The sequence below is a fragment of the Nitrosomonas eutropha genome, assembly GCF_900116685.1.
GTDB classification, from domain to species: domain Bacteria; phylum Pseudomonadota; class Gammaproteobacteria; order Burkholderiales; family Nitrosomonadaceae; genus Nitrosomonas; species Nitrosomonas eutropha_A.
In genome coordinates this window covers 69,723-92,065 of sequence record NZ_FPBL01000004.1, presented here as the reverse complement: position 1 = coordinate 92,065, position 22,343 = coordinate 69,723, and the positions used below count along the sequence as shown (strand labels likewise).

Sequence of the window (22,343 nt, the reverse complement as noted above, 5' to 3'; positions counted from 1 at the left end):
ATTAAATTATTGAAATACAAGTAAGTTTTTTATCTATTGATGATCGAGTGGGGAATAAACCACCACACAGTAACGACGCCCTGCACAGACTTATGTATCACTATCTAACTGAAACACGATAGAACATAAATTCTGGCTGCAGTGCTGCTTTCTGATTGCAGCGGTTGCTGATCACACTTGAATATCGGTAGCAGGAAATGGTCAGATCACCGTTTTCGGTTGAAGAAATCGAAGTTATAGATCGCTACTCATCTCGCTGGCGTACCACAAATTACTGAAGCACAGCAACGTCCTTCCATAAGAATCTGTTTATGATCTTCTGAGTATCAATGCCATGAAGGTCAGATGAATGAACTGCAAGCTGGTGTTAAGTTTGCGCTCGCAGTTTTTCCATAACCTTCGGCTCTTCTCCAGCCAGGCAAAGCTGCGCTCTACAATCCAGCGTTTGGGCATAACCTTGAACGTGTGCAATTCACTACGCTTGGCAATCTGCACTGTCACGTGCTTGCCCAGGATATCCTTGACGCCCTGGGCAAAAGGCTGGCCGACGTAGCTGCTATCACACAGCAGACTTTGGATTTGCTTCAAGTTCGGTTTGCAACGCTTTACAGATCCACTGTCGTAGGCTTGGTGCGGCGGCGTACACTGCGCAGTAATGGCTCTATCTCGGCAAACTTCTCTCGGCTGATGTCGCTGGCGTATTTTAGTCTCTTCATCTATCTATTATCAGGGGTGAGAAACAGATTGCAAACAGGCTCTTACTTGCTCATTACTGGATTGTTTCAATCCCATGATCTTCACAATGGCAGGGGGAGAGTGGATTACCCCAACCTTGCCATTTCATTCTTCCCGGTATATCATCGCCCAGAAAGAGAATGATTGGTCTACTTATAGCAATAACTCATACCAGGAGATGAACAATGAGTACCCCGGATACTAAAAACATTGTCAATGGAATCAACATTGAACAATCTTTTGTCATACAGAAACAGATTAGTGAAGATCGCAGCGGCAATATGGCAAAACCCAAATACCAGACAACGGTTGTCTGGGATAGCGGCTACCACACCACGGCGAATGTAACCGATGGCCAGACGATTATCGGCGATGAACCTCCGCGTTACGGTGGTGAAGGCATGGGCATCTCTCCGCAGGATCTGTTGCTGACTGCTGTCGGTCACTGTCTGGCCGCCTCTTATATCGGTGGATTATCTGCTGCTCGTATCAACGTGGAATCATTGCGATTACATGTTTCCGGGCGCGTCAACTTCGGCGTGGCTTATGCCGTCGAGACAGGCAATCCCGGATTTGAAGATATTAACGTCGTGGTGGAAATACAGACGGATGCACCCCAGGAAAAGGTCACTGCACTGCTAGAGAAGCTGAGAGCAACTGCGCCGATACCGGACACCATCATGCGCCCGGTACCAGTCAATATCGAAATTCATCACCAGTCGAAGTAAAGCACGCCACAATCCATGTGTCTGCAAGGCAGTTCTGATTGAAACCGAAAGGAGAGAACAGATGAATACCAGTGATATCCATGATGTAACCGTAGTAGGTGCCGGCCCGTCAGGTTTATCGGCTGCATTTGAACTAACCCGTTTAGGACTTACTCCTCTAGTGCTGGAACGCACCCTGGCAGTAGGAGATGTTTGGCGCCATCATTACGATGGCCTGCGTCTGAATTCTGGCCGTTATTACTCAGCTCTGCCTGGTAGCAAATTTCCATTGTCAGCCAGCAGTTGGCCTTCCCGTGATGCCGTAGTCTCCCTGCTTGAGAGCATGCCAGAGCGAGGAGGGTTTTCTGTACAAACCGGCGTTGAGATTAAAAATGTCAGCTATGACCGTGAACGTAATGTCTGGCAGATAATCAGTACAGATAACCAACAATTTGAATCCCGCGCCGTAGTTATTGCAGTGGGTGCCAATCGCATCCCGGTTATTCCTGAATGGGAAGGCAAAAATACCTTTACCGGGGAAATCATTCATTCCTCACAATTCAAGAATGCACAAGATTACGCAGGTAAGCATGTGCTAGTGGTTGGCAGTGGTAATTCTTCTGCAGAAATTGCCAGTCGGCTGGCAAAACACGCTACTTCGGTAACAATGTCTGTTAGAACGCCGCCGCAAATTCTGCCCAAAAGTATTTATGGCATTCCGTTGATCGGGATTGGAGTATGGACAAGACGTCTGCCAATGGCACTGGTGGATAGTCTGCTCGGTTTTCTGCGGCGCACCATGATTGGCGATCTGTCCGCTTATGGACTACCCTCCCCCACCATGCCGATGTCAAAACAATATGCCATCAATAATGTGGTACCAATTCTCTATCGCCCATTTATTGATGATGTCCGTGCTGGGCGCATCAAAATTGTTGGGACAATACAAAAAATATCGGATAAAGCAGTAGAAATTTTCAGTACTGTAACTACCTCACAAAATAACGGCACTACCAGAACAATACACCCCGATGTCATCGTTGCAGGCACTGGTTTCCGCACCGGTTTTCCCGAGCTCATTCAGGTGCCTGGCATCACCGATGAAAAGGGCAGACCAAAAGTAACCAGTGACCAAGAATTTCCAGACGCACCACGTCTGTATTTCATCGGCCAGGTCAATCCACTCAGCGGGCAGTTAAATGAAATCCGACAAGAAGCTGGCAAGATCGCGCAAAAGCTAAGTAAACAACTGGAGGTAAAATAAAAAATTGATACCACTCTTACCAGTCTCTTTCCCATTGTATCTGTTGCCCGGTAATGGATACCTGCAACACCGGTTAGCTTAACGATCATGTCAGGAAAAATTTCAGTTGAGAAAAAAATCCTGCAGACAGCAAGACGGCTGTTCTGTCAGGCGGGCATTCATGCTACGGGGATTGCCAGGATTATCGAAGAATCCGGGGTATCTCGGCGCAGCCTCTATACTCATTATGGATCGAAGGAAAATCTGCTCAAGGCAGTTTTTGAAACCGAGGCAGGGATGTGGTTTCACTGGTTCGATTACGATCTTCCACAGATGGAGTGCTCACCTGCCGAACGTATCCTGGCCTTGTTCGATTTAATGCAGGACTGGTTCGCCAGTGATGATTTTTTCGGTTGTGTGTTTATCAATGCCGTCGCAGAACATGAAAAATGTAACGGCTGGATACAGGAAATCGCCAACGATCACAGAGAAAAAATCACTGCCAGACTCGTAGCAATGGTGGCAGAAAGCGGGGCGCGTGATCCTGAAATAGTCACGGAAAAGCTGAATCTGTTGATTGACGGGACGATTGTAGCGGCCATGGTTACCGGTAATGGCGAGATTGCGCATGTCGGCAAGCTGGCCGCTGCCGATATTTTACGCAGTGCCAGATAAATTCATATTTTCCAATTCCCTAATGATCACACAACAAGATAATCGCACTTGGCCAATAATGCACAAGAGGCATCTGAAAAAATATTGGTTAGATTTATAGCATATAGCACACTTCCCTTCTTCTTTCCCTATTCCCCCAGATCTGAAGAATCTCCCGTTTACCCGGACTGATAACTGTCACCATTAGATACCCGGAATACCACCCCAGAAAAGCTGGTAGCATCAGTCATTCATCTGGCTGATAAAGAATCAGTACAGGCCTTAGCAACCGATAAAAATCGGTTCGACAGACTTCCCTCATTACGATTAATACATGAACAGATTGCTTCGCATTACAGTTTTTTTATTACTGACCATGACAGGTATTGGATACGGCCATGCCAACGAGCTGGATGAAGAACTCCAGGCGATTCAAGCAAAACTCAGTGTATTGGGCAGTGGTGAGGAAACACCACAAAAGAAGCGGTTACGTGAAATTTATAATAATCATCAGCAGGTATTGCTTGATCATCAGGAATATCTGAAAAAGACTGCCAATTATTCCCGGCAACTGGAACAATATCCAAAACAGCTGGAGAATCTCAAAAAGAGCCAGGCACCACCCGGAGTTGCTATCACCACACCGGACAAGCTGGCCAAATTGCCACCGGAAGAACTGGAGCAACGCCATGTTGCAGCACAGGCTGACCTGTCCGATCTGCAAAATCAGCAGCAAAAACTTGCCGCTGAAATCGCCAAACTACGACAGCGCGCAGTGACTATTCGCGAGGAGCTCGCATCAGTTAATACATTGCGGGCAGAACTAACGGAAAATCCGGCCGAAACTCAGAAAACAGCAGATAAAAAAATACTCGATGCACTGGAGAATTATCAGGATGCCCAGCTACAGGCACTCACCGACAAAACACGTATGCTGGAACTGGAATCTCTGGTATTGCCCAATGCCATTGAAGTCGCTTCCCTGCAGGAAAAACTCACACTAATTCCTGGAATTCAGGCACTGGAACAGGAAGTTGAGCTATTCGCAGAAGAAATCAGTCAGAAAAAACGGGTTGAAACCGAGCAAGTGGTTGAGAAGTCCCAGCAATTACTGGTCGAGAAAGAATGGCGGTATCTTGGGCTGCAAAAGCTTGCCCAAGACAATCAGTCACTGGCTAAGAAACTCAGCAGCTATGCCGATCTCTCCACTCAACTGGTTAATCGAAAAGTAAATAGTGAAAAACAGCTCTCCCTCATTACACAAAGTTATGCAGCACTGCAACAGCGACTTGAACTTAAGGGAGAAGATACCGCACTAGGAACAGAGGTCAGAAAGCAGTTCAAGGAAATCATGGTTGAGCCGGCTGTGGCACAAACTGAAAGAGAGCTGAACAACGCCAAACTGGAGCTGTTCCGCTTCGAGCAGGAAAAGCTGCAAATGATGAATGAACGCAGCTATTTCAAACAAAAAATGAATGGGGAAGATCTGCCTCCTGATAATACCCCTGCTTACCAGCAGCTCACCGATACGTTTCATGAATTAAAACAATCCCGCGAACAGATGGCTGATCAGCTTATCCAGGTGCTGCATGGCTATATCAAGGAACTGCAACTTCATCTGGCTGTTCAGCAACAGTTGATTGAAAAAATAGGTCAGCACAAGCTGCTGCTGAAGGAAAATCTGCTGCTGACACGCAATGCGGAACCCATTTCCCTGGATATTGTGCAGAACATCCAGGATGCCATGAATTGGCTGGTTTCACGCAAAATACAGACTGCAATTGAAAAAGCAATCAACGCAACCTGGAAAAACATCGCCATTATTTTTGCACTATTTACATTGATATTTGCTGTTTTCCGGTATACCTACTGGCCAACCTATCGTGAATGGGTACGGACCGGAAACAGTTTGCGGGGCAAGGTCAATCAGGACAGGCTGCTATACCCGGTGGGCATACTGCTATCCACACTGTTGATTGCCGGATACGTATATCTGCCTTTTCAGCTGTCATCACTGATTTTGCGATACGGTATTAATACGGAAATTGGCCATGCATTCTCGATCAGCCTGCAGGTAGCAGCTATTGCAGTGTTTATATGGGTATTCGTATTGCTTTTACTTCATCCAGAAGGTGTGTTGATCGGACAACTCAAATGCTCTGAAAAACTCGTTAACAAAATGTATCGGGATGTTCGGCACTTTGCACCAGTTGTCGCTGCATTGAGCATTATCATCGCGTTCACCGATGCACTGGATGATGATCTGGTTCGTAACGGCTTTGGCCGGTTGGCCTTCATACTGCTATGCCTGGTGCTTGCCATTTTTGCATCTGGCTGGATGGCGCTCACCCGCTCAGGTAAGGCACTGTATCAGGGTGAATCATTCAAGCCGATACTCAACCCTGCATTCTGGATGTTTTTCTTCTTCATTATGCAGATTGGCATGATTGTCATGGCGGCGATCGGTTATTACTTCGCGGCAATTTATCAATATCTGCTGGTATTCCACTCAATCGCCTGGGCTATATTTTGTGGCCTGGTCTTTTTCACGGGCTTCCGCAGTCTGCTGATCATCCAGCGCCAGATTGCGTTTGAACGAGCAATCGAGAAACGGGAGGAGATACAGGCTCAACGTTCAGCATCGGGTAAAAGTGAAGCCGATCTGCTGGATGACAACTACATTGATGTCAAAACAATCAGCAAGCAATCAGCAACTGTCCTGAAAATCAGTGTCTGGGCATTGCTGATTACCGGGCTTGGCTTTATCTGGGTCGATGTACTGCCAGCATTCAGTTTTCTGGAGAAAATCACGATCTGGCGTACATTGGTGGAAATTGATGGTGAAGTTATCCTGCAACCCATTACCTTAAAAACATTACTGGTTGCCAGCGTTATTTTAAGCCTTGCCATGATCGCCGCACATAACCTGCCAGGCACACTTGAGCTGCTGGTGCTGCGCCATTTATCGCTCAATCCTGGCACGGGCTACGCCATGACCACCTTGCTCCGATACACGATCGTGATCATCGGGCTTATGGTAACGCTGCAGAAACTGGGGATGGAATGGTCAAATATTCAATGGCTGGTCGCCGCACTGAGCGTCGGGCTGGGCTTCGGTCTGCAGGAAGTATTCGCCAATTTCGTATCCGGCCTGATTCTGTTGTTCGAACGCCCCATCAGAATCGGGGATGTGATTACGCTGAACAATATCAGTGGTACTGTCAGTAAGATTCACATTCGCGCAACAACCTTGATCGATGGTGATCGTAAAGAAGTGATCGTGCCCAACAAGATATTTATCACGCAACAGTTAACTAACTGGACATTGAGTGATCAGATTACGCGCGTGGTAATTCCGGTAGGGATTGCCTATCACTCGGATTGCGATAAGGCGCGCGCACTGTTACTGAAAATTGCACATGATCATCCGCTGGTGCTGCGCGATCCGGAACCGGCCGCATTACTCCTGGAATTCGGCGCCAGTTCACTAAATTTTGAATTACGGGTATTCACCGGACAATTGTCAGACAGGATGAAACTGGTGCATGAGCTGCATATGCTAATCAACCAGAATTTTGCAGAAGCAGGAATCGAAATCGCATTCCCGCAGAAGGATGTACATTTGTACACTGAGAGTGCAGAAAAGAAAGCCTCTGATCAGGTGGTGAAGGCCAGATAAATCTGGTATCAGCGGCAGATCAGACTTATGAAAATACCTGCCGCCGATTACCAGGTTAGCGTCATTCGGTGAAAAACTCGCGCGCTTTCTCCATCCAGGATTTTGCGCGCGGATGATGCAGTGAACCATCTTCCTGACTGATGGATTCGAATTCTTCCAGCAATTCTTTCTGGCGTGCAGTCAGGTTGACAGGTGTTTCCACTGCAACATGGCACAGCAGATCACCCGTTGACTGGTTGCGTACACCCGTTATGCCTTTACTACGCAAACGGAAAATTTTACCCGTCTGAGTTCCAGTCGGTACCTTGATACGGGCATGACCATCAAGCGTGGGCACTTCGATTTCCCCACCCAATGCCGCCACGGTAAAACTGATCGGAATCTCGCAGTGCAGATGGTTCCCCTCCCGCTGGAAAACAGGGTGGCTGGCCAGATGAATGACCACATACAGATCACCTGCCAACCCGCCGCTTGCGCCAGCCTCTCCTTCCCCAGTCAAGCGTATACTGTCACCCTCATCCACACCAGCCGGAATTCTGACAGACAGAGTTTTATGACGCTTGACTCGACCTGCCCCCTGGCAATCCGTACAAGGATCGGAAACAACCTTGCCGCTTCCATGACAATGTGAGCAGGTTTGCTGAATCGAAAAAAAGCCTTGTTGCATACGAACCTGGCCATGTCCATTACAAGTTGGGCAGGTTTTGGGAGATGTACCTGGTTTTGCACCGCTGCCATGACAGGTATCACAGACTTCCTGCCTGGGAATACGTATTTTGGTTTCTGTACCACGCGCGGCCTGCTCCAGTGTAATTTCCAGGTTATAGCGCAGATCAGCACCACGATGAACATTGGAGCGTCCACCTCCACGCATGCCAAACAGATCACTGAAAATATCACTGAAGGCATCACTAAATCCCTGCGCTCCCGCTCCCCCCATTCCGCCATTCAGGCCGGCATGACCAAACTGATCGTAAGCAGCACGTTTGCTGGAATCAGACAGTACCTCATAAGCTTCCTTGATTTCCTTGAATCGCTCTTCTGCCTTAGCATCACCCGCATTCCGATCAGGATGGTATTTCATTGCCAGCTTCCGATATACCTTCTTTAGCTCACTCTCATCCGCATCCCGGCCGACACCGAGCACTTCATAATAATCACGTTGACTCATAAAAAATTCCTGCTGGTAGAAATCATCCAGACATCGTTGTGCCGATTACTCCAGCAATTTAATAAAAAATCCATTGTAATAAGGGATATAAAACGCGGAGGTCTGAGAAAATATGTCATTTCCTCTTTTCTCGGACCTCTGCGTATACTTTCAGTATGAGTTACTGCTATGCAAATTTCGCCTCAGCCCTGCGGAAAATCATTTTTTATCCTTGACTTCCTCGAACTCGGCATCAACAACCTCGCCTTCAACTGGCTTCTCTCCGGGTTGACCAGAAGCTGATCCGGCATCCGGGCCTGCCTGCTGACCGGCTTGTGCCTGTTCCTGGGTATACATTTTCTCGGCCAGCTTGTGTGAGGCTTCGGTCAATACCTGTGTTTTCGCATCAATCGCCTCTTTATCTCCGGATTTGAGCGCTTCCTCAGCAGCTTTCAAGGCCGCCTCAATTTTGGATTTTTCATCCGCCTCCAGCTTGTCACCATATTCAGTCAATGATTTTTTGACTGAATGGATCATGGCGTCACACTGATTACGGCTGTTAACCAGCTCCAGCGCTTTTTTATCTTCTTCCGCATGCGTTTCGGCATCTTTCACCATCTTCTGGATTTCATCTTCAGACAATCCGGAACTTGCCTGGATCTTGATCTTGTTCTCTTTGCCGGTTGCCTTATCTTTAGCCGATACATGCAAGATACCATTAGCATCAATGTCGAAAGCCACCTCAATCTGCGGCATTCCGCGTGGTGCTGGCGGAATATCGGTCAGGTTGAACTGCCCCAGACTTTTATTGCCGGATGCCATTTCCCGTTCGCCCTGCAACACATGAATGGTAACCGCTGTCTGGCTGTCATCTGCCGTTGAGAATACTTGCTGAGCCTTGGTTGGAATAGTGGTGTTTTTCTGGATCAGCTTGGTCATCACCCCACCCAGCGTCTCGATTCCCAATGACAGCGGCGTAACATCCAGCAGTAGCACATCCTTGACATCGCCCTGCAATACTCCACCTTGAATCGCAGCACCGATTGCAACCGCCTCGTCAGGATTAACGTCCTTGCGCGGTTCTTTTCCAAAAATTTCCTTAACCTTATCCTGAACTTTCGGCATGCGAGTCTGACCACCAACCAGAATAACGTCATCAATGTCAGAAATAGACAAATTTGCATCTTTAAGTGCAGTTCGGCAAGGACCAGCAGTACGTTCAATCAGTTCTTCAACCAGACTTTCCAGTTTAGCTCGTGTAATCTTGACAGCCAGGTGTTTAGGGCCCGAAGCATCAGCTGTAATGTACGGCAGATTCACTTCCGTCTGCTGACTGGAAGATAATTCAATTTTGGCTTTTTCTGCTGCATCCTTGAGCCGCTGCAGTGCCAGCATGTCTTTCTTCAGGTCAATACCGCTCTCTTTCCTAAATTCATCTACCAAATAACCGATCACGCTGGAGTCAAAATCCTCACCTCCTAGAAAAGTATCGCCATTGGTTGCCAGTACTTCGAACTGATGCTCGCCCTCTATTTCTGCGATTTCAATAATTGAAATATCAAACGTACCGCCCCCCAAATCGTATACCGCAATCTTGCGATCGCCTTCCTTCTTGTCCAGTCCGAATGCAAGCGCTGCTGCCGTTGGTTCATTGATGATACGCTTGACTTCCAGCCCTGCAATACGTCCCGCATCCTTGGTGGCCTGTCGCTGAGAATCATTAAAATATGCCGGAACTGTGATAACCGCTTCTGTGACCGACTCACCTAGATAATCCTCAGCCGTTTTCTTCATCTTCATTAACACTTGTGCAGAAACTTCCGGTGGGGCGATTTTTCTGCCACGCGCTTCTATCCACGCATCATTGTTGTCAGCACGCACGATCTTGTAAGGTGTGACACTGATATCCTTCTGCACCACATCCTCATCGAAACGACGGCCGATCAGTCGCTTGATGGCAAACAGGGTATTTTCCGGATTAGTAACCGCCTGGCGCTTGGCAGATGCACCCACCAGAACCTCATTGTCTTCTGCATAAGCCACAATCGACGGAGTAGTTCTTGTGCCTTCAGCATTCTCGATGACCTTGGGTTTGTTGCTCTCCATGACGGCAACGCATGAGTTGGTCGTTCCAAGATCGATACCAATTATTTTTGCCATAGTATGTCCTTTAAAAATTGAAATTTATCCTGCCAACATGAAATGAGGGTTTTCCTGAAAATCTCAAGTACTTTTTGCCTTGGAAACAGCAACCATGGCAGGTCGGATTATCCGTTCATGCAACATATAACCTTTTTGCATGACTTGCGTGACTGTATTGGGAGGCATATCCGATTCCACTGTGCACATGGCTTCATGCTGGTGCGGGTCAAATTTTTCTCCCTGTGGATTGATGGTATAAATGTTGAATTTCTCAAAGACCGCCTCAAGCTGCTTGCGCGTAAGTTCCACACCATCTTTCAAACTCTCAATGGTGGAATTTTCCACAGCCAGCGCAGCATCCAGACTATCCATCACCGCCAGCAACTGGGCAGCAAAATTATCGATAGCATACTTGTGTGTATTGGCAACATCTGTTTGCGCACGTTTGCGGATATTCTCGGTTTCTGCCTTGGCACGCAACCAGGCATCATGATGCTCGGCTGCTCTTATCTCTGCCTCTCTCAGCTGTTGCTCAAGATCAGGGATAACAACACCCCCTCCGGCTTTTTCTGTATTTTCCATTGATACACCGGAATGATGTATTCCCAAAGTATCCTCCATTTCCGGCAACTTCTGTTCTTCGATAGGTTCCTGGTTATGTGGCTCTTGCATAGACTCCTCCTGTAACGGTGCCGGTGATAGTGGGGTCAATATTTCCCTTTTCAACCCCAATCACAAAAAAATTATTGGGGCTGTACTCAGTTTCAATGTGTAAAGATTGGCGGTGGGGAAGATCAGCTTCCTGGAATCAGTCGCTAATATTTTTTGCCAGGTGCGCTGCCAGACCGATGTAACTTGCGGGAGTAAGCTGCAGTAAGCGTTCCCTTTCAGCCACGGGAATATCAAGTTGCTCGATAAACTGTTGAAGTGTGTTGCGATCTATTCCCGTTTTCCCGCGCGTTAAAGCCTTGAGCTGTTCATACGGATTGGCTATTCCATAACGACGCATCACGGTTTGAATCGGTTCGGCCAGAACTTCCCAGGCATGCTGCAAATCCTCCGATAAACGCATTGGATCTGCTTGCAGCTTTCCAAGCCCCTTAAGACATGAGTCATAGGCCAGTAACGTATGACCAAGTGCCACCCCCATATTGCGCAATACGGTCGAGTCGGTAAGATCACGCTGCCAGCGTGAGATCGGTAATTTTTCACTCAAGTGTCTGAGCAAGGCATTGGCAATACCCAGATTGCCTTCCGAATTTTCAAAATCAATCGGATTGACCTTATGCGGCATGGTAGAGGAACCAATCTCATCCACTTTGGTTTTCTGCCGAAAGTAACCCAGCGAAACGTAGCCCCAGATGTCACGGCTCAGATCAAGCAGGATCGTATTGATGCGAGCGTAGGCATCGAACAGCTCGGCCATGGTGTCATGCGGTTCGATTTGGATCGTATAGGGATTGAAGGTGATGCCGAGTTTCTCAACAAAGGAACGAGCAAACGTTTCCCAGTCGAATTCTGGAAGGGCAACCATGTGGGCATTGTAATTGCCCACCGCTCCATTGATTTTACCGGAAATGGTGATAGCGGCAAGACACTCACGCCCCTGACGCAACCGGTAGACAAAATTGGCCATTTCCTTACCCATGGTAGTCGGCGTGGCTGCCTGTCCATGCGTACGGGCAAGCATGGGAACATCAGCCAATTCCCTGGCAAGCGTTGTGAGTCGTTTAATGATGTCATCAAGCGCGGGGAGCATGACCTGATCTCGGCTATGTTTGAGCATCAGACCGTGTGATAGGTTATTGATATCTTCTGAAGTGCAGGCAAAATGAATAAACTCGGAGAGCGCCACAATTTCCTGATCTCCAGCCAGTTTCTCCTTCAGCCAGTACTCTACCGCCTTTACATCATGATTGGTACGCGCCTCGATAGCCTTGACAGCTTCTGCATCGGCAATGGAAAAATTCTCCGAAAGCTGATCCAACTGTGCAACCACACCAGTTGACAGAGGTAAAACACCGGTCAAGGCCGGGATATTCGCTACTGCTTTAAACCACTCAATTTCCACATGAATCCGGTGACGGATTAACGCATATTCACTGAAGAAGGGGCGCAAGGCTACCACCTTCTGCTGGTACCGGCCATCTAATGGAGAAAGTGCGAGAAGTGTCTGGATATCCATCAATTAATGCTTAAATGATTGTTTGAATTCGGGCATTCACGGTGCGGGAGCACGCATTTTATCACAGCTCGCCATCATCCCTCTCCGGCTGGGATAGAATGACGTAATCAATATTCCAAAAATAAAAAGGACAATGAAATGAAGCTTATTGGATCACTGACCAGCCCGTATGTACGCAAAGTACGCATCATGCTTGCTGAAAAAAGCGTCAACTATGAATTTACCAATGATCCTCCATTCAGCCCTGACACCAAGGTTGCCCAAGTTAATCCGCTTGGCAAGGTACCAGCTCTGATTCTGGATGATGGCTTTATTCTGTTTGATTCACGAGTGATCGTTGAATATCTGGACGATCACGGTGCAACCGGCTCAACCCGGCTGATCCCGGCCTCCGGATCTGAACGACTGCGCGTCAAGCGCTGGGAAGCACTTGCTGATGGAATCATTGATGCCTGCGTGGCAATTTATCTTGAACGGAAACGCCCTGAATCACAGCAAAGCCATGAATGGATAGAACGTCAGCAAAAGAAAATTGACCAGGGATTGCAGGCTACTTCATCGGATCTGGGTGATCAAACATGGTGCGAAGGAGCATCCATGACCTTGGCTGATATCGCACTCGGCTGTGCATTTGGTTATCTGGATGCCCGTTTCGCCGAGGTTAAATGGCGTGGTACTTACCCCAATCTTGTCCGGCTGGCTAATAAACTGGCAGAACGCCAATCATTTAAAACAACCGTTGCTCCGAATTAATCAACCGAATCACCAAGAAACAAAGCCAGGAAACAGCGTGGTTCCGGGAACATCAGCCAAATAGGCTGAGTGCCCGGAAAAAATCAGATTTTGGATGAATGACGCGGATCGACCGCAGTCAGCAGGCCACGCAAAATATTCACCTCTTCTTTTTCCAGCCGGGTACGTGCAAACAAACGGCGCATCCGGCGCATGAGGTGTTTGGGTTGATCAGGATCCATAAATCCACTGTGGATCATAACCCGCTCCAGGTGAGAGTGTAATCCTTCAATTTCATGCAGGCTGGCGGCATCCGGCAACCGGGAGGCAAAATACTGCGCAGCATCTTCTTCACATACCATGCGCAGCTCATAAGCCATAACCTGCACCGCAGCTGCCAGATTAAGCGAGGAACAATCAGGGTTAGCCGGAATCTGCACCGTTACCTGGCAATGACTGATTTCCGCTGCAGTCAATCCAGCACTTTCCCGGCCAAACAGCAGCGCTACCGGACGATGCTGCGCATGTCGGATCAGCTCAATGGCTGCCTGTCTGGCATTACTGGTTGGGTGCGGCAAATCACGCCGGCGAGCAGTCAGGGCAGCAGCCAGAAAAGTATCTCCCAGCGCCTCCTCCAGGTTGCTGCAGACGTGCGCCGTTTCCAGTATGTCGCGTGCATTGGAGGCGCGGGCATCCGCCTCACTATCTGGAAAGGATTTCGGGTTGATAAGGTAAAGCTTGTTCAGCCCCATGGTTTTCATGGCTCGGGCCGTTGCACCGATATTGCCTGGGTGGCTGGTATGGCTCAACACAATCCGGACATTATCGAGCGGCGAGACGGGATTCATATTAGAATAGTGGTTTTCCAGTCATTTGTTTCTAAAGTAAATTCTTTATCATGCATCCCACGCTTACCATTGCAGTCAAGGCAGCTCGCCGAGCCGGCAACATCATCAATCGTGCCTCAATGGATCTGGATCGGCTGACTATTTCGCGCAAAGCTCACAGCGATTTTGTCAGCGAAGTGGACAAAGCTGCTGAAGATGCCATTATCAAAATATTGCTGGATGCATACCCTGATCATTCGATTCTAGCAGAAGAAAGCGGCGCCAGCGGGAATGCAAATAAATCAGAATATCAGTGGATCATTGATCCATTGGACGGCACCACCAATTTCCTGCATGGATTTCCAAAATACTGTGTCTCAATCGCGTTGTTACACCGTGGAATTTTGTCACAGGCGGTCATCTACGACCCGGTAAGCGATGAATTATTTACTGCCACGCGCGGCAGCGGTGCCTTTCTTAATAATCATCGTATCCGTGTTGGCAAACGAGCGCAGTTGGGCGAATGCCTGATCGGCACTGGATTCCCGTTTAGAGATTTCACGCACATGGATGCCTACCTGGCCATATTTAGAGATATGATTCCCAAAACAGCCGGTATTCGCCGCCCGGGCTCTGCAGCACTGGATCTCGCTTACGTTGCCGCCGGGCGTTACGATGGCTTCTGGGAAACCGGGTTGGCACCGTGGGATATCGCAGCCGGATGTCTGCTTATCCTCGAAGCAGGTGGCATGGTTGGTGATCTGGAAGGGAACGGACATTACATGCAAAGCGGGCAGATCGTTGCAGGCAATCCCAAAATCTTCTCCCAGCTTCTCCAGATTATCACTCCCCATCTGACCGAACAGCTTCTCGCTGAGAATCGCGAAGCGGCCAAGTAATTTTGAGGTTAATCACAGGAGAGCCCGATGGAGAATCGAGCACACGCATTTGCTGCCGGCCTGTTCGTACTCTTCCTGGGAGTAGCGACGGTCATGGCGGTCAAATGGCTCAGCCGTGACAATATCAATCACAATCATTATTTTCTGATCTCTGCTGGTGGCTCTGTATCCGGATTAAATCCGGAAGCATCCGTTCGTTACCGCGGAGTAAATATTGGGAAAGTCGAGGAAATTTACTTTGACAAGGAAAATATACGCAACATCATCGTCCGTATCGCTGTCAGTAGTCACGTTACGCTTCCCAAAAGTATCTACGCACAACTGGCCAGCCAGGGTATCACCGGATTGACTTATATCGAACTGAATGATGATGCCTCTGAAACAGGAACCGGTTACCTGGAAAACGAAGCACATATTTTCCTGAGAGCTTCTCTTATTAAAACCCTTTCCGACTCTCTGGAAGAAATTCTCAAGAATTCAAGCACAGTAATTAAGCAGATAAACAATCTGCTTAATAAGAAAAATCAGGCGCATATTGGCAAGATTTTGAGCCACCTGGAACTGACAGTTCAGCATTATGACAAATTGACAGAGGAGCTCCAGAATGGTTTGCAAACCTTGCCGCAACTAACTGGAGAATTCACATCGACATTCAGGCAAACCCGTCAGGTCATGGAAAATACCAGTCAGGTTCTACAAAAACTGAATCAGCAGCAAGGACTAATAGACAACCTGACCCAGGGATCGCTTGAGATGGCTCATACCCTGGCCAATCTGAATGAAACTGGCCAGGCTGTCACGCAGAGCACTCGCAAACTGAATCAGTTGCTAAATTTGCTGGAAGCACATCCACAAAGCTTGGTATTTGGCAAGCCACCCGCCTTGCCTGGTCCTGGTGAACCAGGATTCACGCCACCACAGCCAATAAAATGATGGTAAAAATTTCTGTTGTACTTCTGGCTGTTTTGCTGACAGGGTGTACCTTGACACCCAAAGTGCGATCCTCCATATCAGTTTATGATCTTGGTCCATCATCTGCTATCGCGCCCGGAGCTTCCCTGTCCTCTCAAGCGACTATTCAGATTGCAAATATCACTGCACCCGTCTGGCTGGATACTCAATCCATCCATTACCGGCTTGCCTATCATGATCCTGCCCGTATCTACACCTATGCTGACAGTCGCTGGAATGCACCACCAGCAGAACTATTAACCGAGCGTCTCAGGCAGTATTTTGCGACTGGAAACATCGACAGACACCATAAAGACGATACGCCTGTAAACTATCTGTTAAAAATTGATCTGGGGGAGTTCACCCAGATTTTTAATACACCGGGTAATAGCCAGGTTATTGTTCAACTACGTGCTTCTCTGTATGAACCAACCTCACGCTTGCCAATTGCACACCAGAGCTTTCTGGGAAGACAAGAAACTCAAACAGCGGATGCAGCGGGTTCAGTTACAGCCTTTATTCAGGTAAGTGACAACTTGTTGAATGAGCTGGTACAGTGGTTATCCGACATTCGTCAATAATGAATACAGTATCTTTGGCTCTATGATCGCTAATCTGCTACTTACCCGACACTTTGCACAATTGACCAGCTTTCTATCTATTTCTTCGGCTAATCAATGATGCGCATACTTAGTCTGATTCTTTTATTACAGTTGCTCCTGTCTGCCTGTGGCTATAAAAGTTCACTTTATCTCCCACAGGATCAACCTGTTAAAAACAATAAGCAGGAAAAGTCATGAGCCATTTCAGCTCATTTAATTATCGAGACCACCAGCTTTTTGCAGAAGAAGTTCCACTGACAGCAATTGCAGCTGAATTTGGCACCCCTTGCTATGTTTACTCAAGTGCGGCAATCCGCACAGCTTACCAAACCTTTGATCGCGCCTTCGGTCAGAGAAACCATCTGATCTGCTACGCGGTAAAAGCCAATTCAAATCTTGCTGTATTGAACCTGCTTGCTCGCTTGGGCAGCGGCTTTGATATCGTCTCTGGCGGGGAATTGCAGCGAGTATTGAAAGCAGGAGGCGATCTGCAAAAAACGGTTTTCTCTGGAGTAGGCAAAACATTTGAGGAAATTCGTATAGCACTGGCGGCCAATATTCTCTGTTTCAATGTTGAATCAGAAATGGAACTGATCGCATTGAATGAAATTGCCGGACAAATGGGAAAAATTGCGCCGGTCAGCCTGCGCGTCAACCCGGATGTGGATGCCAACACTCACCCTTACATTTCCACAGGAATGAAAGAAAACAAGTTTGGTATCCCGACTGCAGAGGCTGAACGGATATACGCAATAGCGCAACAGCTCCCCTTTATCCGTGTCTCAGGGCTGGATTGTCATATTGGCTCGCAATTGACTGAAATTGCGCCATTCATTGAAGCAGCCCATAAAATGCTGGATTTGCTGGCACGATTACAAGCAACAGGTATTTCCATTGAGCATCTGGATCTCGGTGGAGGACTGGGAGTTCGTTATGATCTGGAAACCCCTCCCACGATAGAGGAGTATGTCAAGGCATTATGCGCGGCTACAGAAAATTATCCGCAGCAATTGCTTATCGAGCCAGGACGTTCAATGGTAGGGAATGCGGGATTGCTACTGACCCGGGTGCATTATCTCAAACACGCACCACACCGCAATTTCGCAATTGTTGATGCTGCAATGAACGACATGTTGAGGCCAGCTCTGTACCAGGCCTACCATTCAATATTGCCAATCACCAGACGCACAGAAGAGACAAAAATTTACCAGATCGTCGGACCTGTTTGCGAGACAGGCGATTTTCTCGGCCATGACCGTAACCTGACTCTGGAAAATAATGATTTATTGGCTGTTATGTCTGCAGGCGCGTATGGCATGAGTATGAGCTCAAATTATAATACCCGCCCACGTGCAGTTGAAGTCATGGTGGACGGCAGCTCGGTACATCTCATTCGCGCACGTGAAACAATAGAAGATCTGTATGCTCTGGAAAAGATACCAACCTGAAACCCGCATATAACTCCAATTATGTCGGATATCACCACACTCGACGATGTGCGCTACCAGGAATTCATCCTGCAAGGCGTATCGCGCACTTTCGCACTAACTATTCCCCAATTGCCGCCAGCATTGCGTGCAGTGATAGGGAATGCCTATCTGTTATGTCGCATTGTTGATACAGTTGAGGATGACAGCGCCCTGACGCTGGAGCAAACACGTGAACTGGCCGGAATGTTCACCAAGGTCGTCAGCGGTAGCGTTGAAGCTGAAATTTTTGCACAAGCCTTGTACCCTCTACTTTCAGAACATACTATTCCAGCAGAGCATGATCTCATCAAGAATACCCCTGCCGTTATTCGAATGACACACAGCTTCAATGCTGTGCAGCGCCAGGCGCTGGAACGTTGTATTCGCATCATGGGGCAGGGAATGGCCGCATATCAGGAAAAAGAATCTCTGGCAGGACTTGAAAACCTGGCCGCGATGGATCTGTATTGCTACCACGTTGCCGGTGTAGTTGGTGAAATGCTAACTGAATTATTCTGTGATTATTCCCCGGAAATCAATCAACATAAATCAACCCTGATGAAATTGGCTGTATCTTTTGGTCAGGGATTACAAATGACCAATATTCTGAAAGATATCTGGGAAGATAGAAAGCGGGGAGCATGCTGGTTGCCAAGAGATATTTTTCTGGAAGAAGGGTTTGATCTCGATAATTTACAACCAGGCCATTGCGCACAAGGTTTCCATGATGGGCTAGGTGTCCTGATTGGTATTGCAAAATCACATCTGCACAACGCAATGATCTACACCTGTCTGATCCCATCGCATGAAACAGGGATACGCCGCTTCTGTCTGTGGGCGATAGGTATGGCTGTACTTACTTTGAATAGAATTAATAACAAGCGTAATTTTACTGCTGGGGTGCAGGTGAAAATTTCTCGCAGGAGCGTCAAAGCAACCGTTTTAATCACCAGTCTTCTGGCCAGTCAGGACTGGGCACTTAGAAAGGTTTTTGCAATATCTTCCAGAAATCTGCCAGAAGTACAAATTACTGAATTATAAAACTGCAACAATCTCGTCATTAAATCGCTGGAGTGCTTTAAGCGGATCTGGTGAGCGGGTAATCGGCCTGCCTATCACAAGGTAGCTAACCCCGTTCCGTATTGCCATAGTCGGCGTCGCAACCCTTGCCTGATCATCCTTATTATCATCTGATGATCGAATACCGGGAGTTACCAGCCAGAAATCCTTACCTGCCACCTCTCTCAGATTAGCTGCTTCCAGCGCCGAACAAACCACGCCATCCAAACCACAACGCTGTGCAAGCAGAGCCAGTCGCTGCACGATGATTTCCGGCGGTCCAGATATACCTATCTCACTTAAGTCATCATGATTCATACTGGTAAGCAAGGTTACAGCGATGAGTCTGGTTCTCTTCCCGTCCAATGCCTGTCGGGCAGCAAGCAGCATTTTGCTTCCTCCTAGCGCATGTACATTGATCATCCATACACCCAAACTAGACGCAACACTACAGGCCGCCGCAACAGTGTTCGGAATATCGTGAAATTTCAAATCAAGAAAAACATCAAAGCCCAGTCGCATCAATTTCTCGATCAACTGTGGCCCTGCCAGGGTAAAAAGTTCTTTTCCAACCTTAACTCGACAAAGTCTGCTATCCAGCGTAGCTACAAAATTTAACGCCGTACCTTGGTCAGAAAAATCCAGTGCGACGATAATACGCGGATCATTCATATAGCCAGTAATATCAGGGGGTTTTACGGATTTTTTTAATGAGGCAGGATAGGTATCCGAACAGGGCGCCTACTGTGAAACAAAGGAAAAGCACGACTACTACAGGGACTTCCCATTCCATTCCAAGATAATAGTGTATTGTCACCATCTCAGAATTCTTGACAGCAACACTGAGTAGAAACAAAAAGACAATCAGGCGTACAAGGGTCATAAATATGCGCATTTCTTCTGATTCAACTCAGAAAAGTAAAATAAAGGGAGATGAGACCATCAGGATAACCTGATAGCAACTCCAATTAGATTTTCCAGATAATAAACCTAAACCCGCTCTCACTTATTTATCTGATTGCAACATACCCGGAAAACCTACCTGTTCCAAGCAATCACGCAGGAAAGCGTGATCAGTAATTCACGATTCCAGGGCATATTGTAGATTTATGCAATAAAAATCGAAAAAAAATGAAACACGCTTCCTGCTGATGCAGCGTTATTTTCAAGATACACGGATTTCTAACCTGTAGCCTGATCAAACAGGCCGTGCTGTTTATGGCTGGAATCAATCAGTTCTCGCATTTTTTTACCTGCCTTGAAGTGAGGAACATATTTCTCCGGCACATGAACCTTTTCACCTGATTTAGGGTTACGCCCAACACGTGAAGGCCTGTAATTTAGATCGAAGCTGCCAAATCCACGAATCTCGATACGTTCCCCTCTGGCAAGGCTTTTGGCCATTGCATCCAGAATAATCTTGACGACTAATTCTGCATCCTTTGCCAGCAGCTGCGGAAAGCGTTCCGCCAGCCTGGAAATCAATTCGGATTTCGTCATAACCAGCTTTTATTCTTCTGAAGATTTACTATCGATCTTGGCTTTAAGTAATGCACCCAGATTAGTAGTACCCGCACTGGCTGGAGATGGGGCCAGCGATCTGATCGCTTTATCTTCTTCCTCTTGGATCCTGGCTTTAACTGACAGACTGATACTTCGACTCTTGCGATCAATATTAATAATCACGGCCTCAAGCTCATCCCCTTCGTTAACACGAGTACGGATATCTTCGATCTTGTCACGAGAAAGTTCAGAAGCGCGCAAATAACCCTCTACATCATCCGTCAGCGCAATAACGGCACCCTTGGCATCCACAGATTTTACAGTACCCTTGACAAGGCTGCCTTTATCATGTGAAGCGACACAAATATTAAAGGGATCACCTTCCAACTGCTTGATACCCAAAGAAATACGCTCTTTCTCTACATCGATGGACAACACTACAGCTTCCACCTCATCACCTTTTTTAAATTCACTGATTGCTTTTTCACCTGGCTGAATCCAGGAAAGATCGGACAGATGTACTAAACCATCAATATTCCCTGGCAATCCGATGAATAAACCGAAATCTGTAATGGATTTAATTTGACCAGTCACTTTGTTGCCTTTTTCGTGACTCACTGAGAATTCTTCCCAAGGATTAGGTTTGCACTGCTTCATGCCCAGTGAAATACGCCGACGATCTTCATCAATCTCAAGAATCATGACTTCGACTTCATCACCCAACTGCACAATTTTGGACGGATAAACATTTTTGTTGGTCCAGTCCATTTCCGAGACATGTACCAAGCCCTCGATACCCTGCTCAATTTCAACAAAGGCACCATAATCAGTCATATTGGTAACTTTGCCGAACATGCGTGTACCCTGAGGATAGCGCCTGGAAAGACCAATCCACGGATCCTCCGTGAGTTGCTTCAACCCCAGGGAGACACGATTTTTTTCCTGATCAAATTTTAGGATTTTGGCAGAAACTTCATCACCAACATTGATAACTTCAGTTGGATGTTTGACACGACGCCAAGCAAGATCGGTAATGTGCAGCAATCCATCAATACCACCTAGATCGACAAATGCACCGTAGTCCGTAATATTCTTGACAATTCCCTGGACAACCGCCCCTTCCTGCAAACTGGCCAGTAACTCATCCCGGTCGGCTCCCTGAGTCTCTTCCAGCACTGCACGCCTGGATACAACCACATTATTACGCTTGCGATCAAGCTTGATCACCTTGAATTCCATTTCCTTGTTTTCATAAGGCGTCATGTCTTTAACCGGACGGATATCCACCAGGGAGCCTGGCAGAAAAGCACGAATACCATTGATTGTGGCCGTCAAACCGCCTTTTACTTTTCCGTTAACCATACCGGTAACAATCGTGCCTTTTTCCATTGCATCTTCCAGCTCATACCAGGCATTCAGGCGTTTTGCCTTGTCTCTCGACAATCGGCTTTCACCATAACCATTTTCAAGCGCTTCAATAGCAACACTGATAAAGTCGCCCTCATGAGCCTCAACCTCACCCCTGTCATTCTTGAATTCTTCAATCGGGATATAGCTCTCGGATTTAAGCCCTGCATTAACCACAACAAAGTTGTAATCAACACGAATAATTTCAGCAGTAATCACTTCACCCACACGCATTTCCTTATGCGAAAGGCTCTCATTGAAAAGTTCGGCAAAGCTTTCTGTAGAATCCGCTACACTGGTTGCAATAGTCATTTAAAAAATACCCGATCGTAAACAATTCCCCTCTAAAAAACAAAAGGGGACAGGTTGGTTGGTTAATAAAAAAATAACAACAGAAAA

At 47.3% G+C, this 22,343-nt stretch carries 20 protein-coding genes and 1 pseudogene; 11 read left to right on the top strand and 10 right to left on the bottom strand.

Annotated features, from left to right (window positions below; genetic code table 11):
• Positions 1-309 precede the first annotated feature (309 nt).
• Positions 310-612 (bottom strand): annotated as a pseudogene (locus BM331_RS06090) (transposase); the annotation flags it as partial.
• Positions 613-920: 308 nt separating this feature from the next.
• On the opposite strand from BM331_RS06090, the gene BM331_RS06085 reads away from it, so the two are divergent.
• From BM331_RS06085 to BM331_RS06070, 4 genes are all read left to right on the top strand, one after another.
• Positions 921-1,463 (top strand): OsmC family protein, encoded by a 543-nt coding sequence (locus tag BM331_RS06085; protein WP_074927982.1) that lies wholly within the window; start codon positions 921-923, stop codon positions 1,461-1,463.
• A 61-nt stretch (positions 1,464-1,524) separates the two neighbouring features.
• Positions 1,525-2,706, top strand: coding sequence for a flavin-containing monooxygenase (locus tag BM331_RS06080; RefSeq protein WP_074927980.1), 1,182 nt, complete (start codon positions 1,525-1,527; stop codon positions 2,704-2,706).
• Positions 2,707-2,793: 87 nt separating this feature from the next.
• A complete protein-coding gene (locus BM331_RS06075) occupies positions 2,794-3,360 on the top strand; it encodes a TetR/AcrR family transcriptional regulator (RefSeq protein WP_074927978.1) in 567 nt (188 codons plus the stop codon).
• A gap of 313 nt (positions 3,361-3,673) precedes the next feature.
• The gene (locus BM331_RS06070) at positions 3,674-7,018 is read left to right on the top strand and encodes a mechanosensitive ion channel domain-containing protein (RefSeq protein WP_074927976.1); all 3,345 of its coding nucleotides are present in this window, start codon (positions 3,674-3,676) and stop codon (positions 7,016-7,018) included.
• A gap of 61 nt (positions 7,019-7,079) precedes the next feature.
• Here BM331_RS06070 and dnaJ read toward each other — a convergent pair whose 3' ends face one another.
• From dnaJ to purB, 4 genes are all read right to left on the bottom strand, one after another.
• The gene (gene dnaJ / locus BM331_RS06065; protein WP_074927974.1) at positions 7,080-8,189 is read right to left on the bottom strand and encodes a molecular chaperone DnaJ; all 1,110 of its coding nucleotides are present in this window, start codon (positions 8,187-8,189) and stop codon (positions 7,080-7,082) included.
• A gap of 198 nt (positions 8,190-8,387) precedes the next feature.
• On the bottom strand, positions 8,388-10,328 hold the full coding sequence (gene dnaK / locus BM331_RS06060; protein WP_074927972.1) for a molecular chaperone DnaK: 1,941 nt from the start codon (positions 10,326-10,328) through the stop codon (positions 8,388-8,390).
• Between the two features lie 63 nt (positions 10,329-10,391).
• Positions 10,392-10,982, bottom strand: coding sequence for a nucleotide exchange factor GrpE (gene grpE / locus BM331_RS06055; RefSeq protein ID WP_074927970.1), 591 nt, complete (start codon positions 10,980-10,982; stop codon positions 10,392-10,394).
• A 136-nt stretch (positions 10,983-11,118) separates the two neighbouring features.
• Positions 11,119-12,495 (bottom strand): adenylosuccinate lyase, encoded by a 1,377-nt coding sequence (gene purB / locus BM331_RS06050; RefSeq protein WP_074927968.1) that lies wholly within the window; start codon positions 12,493-12,495, stop codon positions 11,119-11,121.
• A gap of 138 nt (positions 12,496-12,633) precedes the next feature.
• On the opposite strand from purB, the gene BM331_RS06045 reads away from it, so the two are divergent.
• A complete protein-coding gene (locus BM331_RS06045; protein WP_074927966.1) occupies positions 12,634-13,248 on the top strand; it encodes a glutathione S-transferase in 615 nt (204 codons plus the stop codon).
• 83 nt (positions 13,249-13,331) lie between these two features.
• On the opposite strand, the gene BM331_RS06040 is transcribed toward BM331_RS06045, so the two are convergent.
• A complete protein-coding gene (locus tag BM331_RS06040; RefSeq protein WP_074927964.1) occupies positions 13,332-14,075 on the bottom strand; it encodes an RNA methyltransferase in 744 nt (247 codons plus the stop codon).
• A gap of 50 nt (positions 14,076-14,125) precedes the next feature.
• On the opposite strand from BM331_RS06040, the gene BM331_RS06035 reads away from it, so the two are divergent.
• From BM331_RS06035 to BM331_RS06015, 6 genes are all read left to right on the top strand, one after another.
• Positions 14,126-14,953: an inositol monophosphatase family protein gene (locus BM331_RS06035; RefSeq protein WP_074927962.1), complete on the top strand. Its 828-nt coding sequence runs from the start codon at positions 14,126-14,128 to the stop codon at positions 14,951-14,953.
• A gap of 27 nt (positions 14,954-14,980) precedes the next feature.
• On the top strand, positions 14,981-15,886 hold the full coding sequence (locus tag BM331_RS06030; protein ID WP_074927960.1) for an MlaD family protein: 906 nt from the start codon (positions 14,981-14,983) through the stop codon (positions 15,884-15,886).
• On the top strand, positions 15,883-16,485 hold the full coding sequence (locus BM331_RS06025) for an ABC-type transport auxiliary lipoprotein family protein (protein ID WP_083414698.1): 603 nt from the start codon (positions 15,883-15,885) through the stop codon (positions 16,483-16,485). The genes BM331_RS06030 and BM331_RS06025 overlap by 4 nt, the downstream gene beginning before the upstream one ends.
• A gap of 96 nt (positions 16,486-16,581) precedes the next feature.
• Positions 16,582-16,704 (top strand): LPS translocon maturation chaperone LptM, encoded by a 123-nt coding sequence (lptM, locus tag BM331_RS12175; RefSeq protein ID WP_371265341.1) that lies wholly within the window; start codon positions 16,582-16,584, stop codon positions 16,702-16,704.
• Entirely contained in the window at positions 16,701-17,954 is a 1,254-nt protein-coding gene (lysA, locus tag BM331_RS06020; protein ID WP_074927956.1) for a diaminopimelate decarboxylase, read from the top strand. Before lptM ends, lysA begins: the two co-directional genes overlap by 4 nt.
• 21 nt (positions 17,955-17,975) lie before the next feature.
• Positions 17,976-19,016 carry a phytoene/squalene synthase family protein gene (locus BM331_RS06015; protein ID WP_074927954.1) on the top strand — a complete coding sequence of 347 codons (1,041 nt, stop codon included), beginning with the start codon at positions 17,976-17,978 and terminating at the stop codon, positions 19,014-19,016.
• Here BM331_RS06015 and pyrF read toward each other — a convergent pair.
• The 4 genes from pyrF to rpsA form a co-directional block, all read right to left on the bottom strand.
• Entirely contained in the window at positions 19,011-19,706 is a 696-nt protein-coding gene (gene pyrF / locus BM331_RS06010; RefSeq protein WP_074927952.1) for an orotidine-5'-phosphate decarboxylase, read from the bottom strand. The genes BM331_RS06015 and pyrF overlap by 6 nt on opposite strands.
• Positions 19,707-19,719: 13 nt before the next feature.
• Entirely contained in the window at positions 19,720-19,854 is a 135-nt protein-coding gene (locus BM331_RS12375; RefSeq protein WP_177217842.1) for a LapA family protein, read from the bottom strand.
• Positions 19,855-20,216: 362 nt separating this feature from the next.
• Positions 20,217-20,534: an integration host factor subunit beta gene (locus BM331_RS06000; protein ID WP_074927948.1), complete on the bottom strand. Its 318-nt coding sequence runs from the start codon at positions 20,532-20,534 to the stop codon at positions 20,217-20,219.
• Positions 20,535-20,543: 9 nt separating this feature from the next.
• Positions 20,544-22,256 carry a 30S ribosomal protein S1 gene (gene rpsA, locus BM331_RS05995; RefSeq protein WP_074927947.1) on the bottom strand — a complete coding sequence of 571 codons (1,713 nt, stop codon included), beginning with the start codon at positions 22,254-22,256 and terminating at the stop codon, positions 20,544-20,546.
• Positions 22,257-22,343 lie beyond the last annotated feature (87 nt).

Excerpts from the sequence above, each read along its gene's own strand:
- BM331_RS06085 (WP_074927982.1), top strand. The coding sequence starts at position 921 with ATGAGTACCCCGGATACTAAAAACATTGTCAATGGAATCAACATTGAA.
- purB (WP_074927968.1), bottom strand. The coding sequence starts at position 12,495 with ATGGATATCCAGACACTTCTCGCACTTTCTCCATTAGATGGCCGGTAC.
- BM331_RS06080 (WP_074927980.1), top strand. The coding sequence starts at position 1,525 with ATGAATACCAGTGATATCCATGATGTAACCGTAGTAGGTGCCGGCCCG.
- BM331_RS06030 (WP_074927960.1), top strand. The coding sequence starts at position 14,981 with ATGGAGAATCGAGCACACGCATTTGCTGCCGGCCTGTTCGTACTCTTC.
- BM331_RS06035 (WP_074927962.1), top strand. The coding sequence starts at position 14,126 with ATGCATCCCACGCTTACCATTGCAGTCAAGGCAGCTCGCCGAGCCGGC.
- BM331_RS06025 (WP_083414698.1), top strand. The coding sequence starts at position 15,883 with ATGATGGTAAAAATTTCTGTTGTACTTCTGGCTGTTTTGCTGACAGGG.
- dnaK (WP_074927972.1), bottom strand. The coding sequence starts at position 10,328 with ATGGCAAAAATAATTGGTATCGATCTTGGAACGACCAACTCATGCGTT.
- BM331_RS06045 (WP_074927966.1), top strand. The coding sequence starts at position 12,634 with ATGAAGCTTATTGGATCACTGACCAGCCCGTATGTACGCAAAGTACGC.
- lysA (WP_074927956.1), top strand. The coding sequence starts at position 16,701 with ATGAGCCATTTCAGCTCATTTAATTATCGAGACCACCAGCTTTTTGCA.
- BM331_RS12375 (WP_177217842.1), bottom strand. The coding sequence starts at position 19,854 with ATGGTGACAATACACTATTATCTTGGAATGGAATGGGAAGTCCCTGTA.
- BM331_RS06015 (WP_074927954.1), top strand. The coding sequence starts at position 17,976 with ATGTCGGATATCACCACACTCGACGATGTGCGCTACCAGGAATTCATC.
- grpE (WP_074927970.1), bottom strand. The coding sequence starts at position 10,982 with ATGCAAGAGCCACATAACCAGGAACCTATCGAAGAACAGAAGTTGCCG.
- dnaJ (WP_074927974.1), bottom strand. The coding sequence starts at position 8,189 with ATGAGTCAACGTGATTATTATGAAGTGCTCGGTGTCGGCCGGGATGCG.
- lptM (WP_371265341.1), top strand. The coding sequence starts at position 16,582 with ATGATGCGCATACTTAGTCTGATTCTTTTATTACAGTTGCTCCTGTCT.
- rpsA (WP_074927947.1), bottom strand. The coding sequence starts at position 22,256 with ATGACTATTGCAACCAGTGTAGCGGATTCTACAGAAAGCTTTGCCGAA.
- pyrF (WP_074927952.1), bottom strand. The coding sequence starts at position 19,706 with ATGAATGATCCGCGTATTATCGTCGCACTGGATTTTTCTGACCAAGGT.
- BM331_RS06070 (WP_074927976.1), top strand. The coding sequence starts at position 3,674 with ATGAACAGATTGCTTCGCATTACAGTTTTTTTATTACTGACCATGACA.
- BM331_RS06000 (WP_074927948.1), bottom strand. The coding sequence starts at position 20,534 with ATGACGAAATCCGAATTGATTTCCAGGCTGGCGGAACGCTTTCCGCAG.
- BM331_RS06075 (WP_074927978.1), top strand. The coding sequence starts at position 2,794 with ATGTCAGGAAAAATTTCAGTTGAGAAAAAAATCCTGCAGACAGCAAGA.
- BM331_RS06040 (WP_074927964.1), bottom strand. The coding sequence starts at position 14,075 with ATGAATCCCGTCTCGCCGCTCGATAATGTCCGGATTGTGTTGAGCCAT.